The sequence below is a fragment of the Oleiphilus sp. HI0128 genome, from assembly GCF_001635365.1.
In genome coordinates, this window is the sequence record NZ_LWGG01001428.1 from 1 (window position 1) to 1,233 (window position 1,233).

At 47.3% G+C, this 1,233-nt stretch carries 1 protein-coding gene; it reads left to right on the forward strand.

Annotated elements, in window-relative coordinates; all coding sequences use genetic code 11:
- The coding region (locus A3763_RS23675) for a 6-phosphofructokinase (RefSeq protein ID WP_068760618.1) at positions 1-1,050 on the forward strand (1,050 nt) is incomplete at its 5' end.
- Positions 1,051-1,233: the final 183 nt, after the last annotated feature.

Sequence of the window (1,233 nt, forward strand, 5' to 3'; positions counted from 1 at the left end):
AGCGGTGCATTTGGTTCTTGCCGCTACAAACTGAAAAACCTTGATGAGAACAAGCGTGAATATGAACGTCTGATCGAAGTATTCAAAGCTCATGATATTGGGTACTTCTTCTATAATGGCGGCGGCGACTCTCAAGATACAGCTTATAAGGTTTCTCAACTAAGTGAAAAAATGGGTTACCCGATTACTTGTATCGGTGTGCCAAAAACCGTAGATAACGACCTTCCGTTCACTGATTGCTGCCCGGGCTTTGGTTCGGTTGCAAAATACGTCGCTATTTCTACTAAAGAAGCGGCAATGGACATCGCTTCTATGTGCGAGTCCTCAACTAAAGTATTTATTCTTGAGGTCATGGGCCGTCACGCAGGTTGGATCGCCGCAGCTGGTGGTTTGGCCGGCACCGAAGCGCACGAAGCACCACACGTTATTCTATTTCCAGAAATAGCCTTTGATAAACAGAAGTTTTTAGCACGTGTAGATGAAGCAGTAAAAAATTACGGTTACTGCGTTGTCGTGGCATCTGAAGGCGCTCAGTACGAAGATGGCCGCTTTGTAGCAGACGCAGGCGCAGTTGATGCGTTTGGTCATACCCAACTAGGTGGCGTCGCACCAACGCTTGCTAATATGGTTAAAGATGAATTTGGTTATAAATACCACTGGGCAGTTGCCGACTACCTTCAACGCGCAGCACGCCATATTTCCTCTTCAACGGATGTTGAGCAGGCCTATGCCATGGGCAAAGCAGCTGTTGATTTCGCTGTAAATGGTAAGAATGCAGTCATGCCAATTATCGTTCGCGAACAAGCCGCTCCATACAAGTGGTCTATCGGTGAAGCACCGCTTAGCCAGGTTGCTAACCAAGAAAAGAAAATGCCTATTCACTATATTTCAGATGATGGTTTCGGAATTACTGCTGAGTGTCGTGAATACCTAACTCCACTTGTTAAAGGCGAAGACTACCCGCCTTACGATGAGAACGGTATGCCGCGCTACGTTAAGCTTCAGAACAAGCTTATTGAAAAGAAGACAGGAAGTGAGTTCGAAGTTTAAAGCTTCGCAACACGCTTATCTAACTCAGAGACTCCGCCTACCCAAAGTTATGTAGGCGGCCCGTCTCGGGGCGCAGAACGGACATGCCGTTAGTTTCAGCCCTACGTATGCAGAGGGTTTCATCCTTCGCTAATGAATAGCCCCATAAAAACCTTGCCGCCAACAATCCTGGGCATCCAGGCC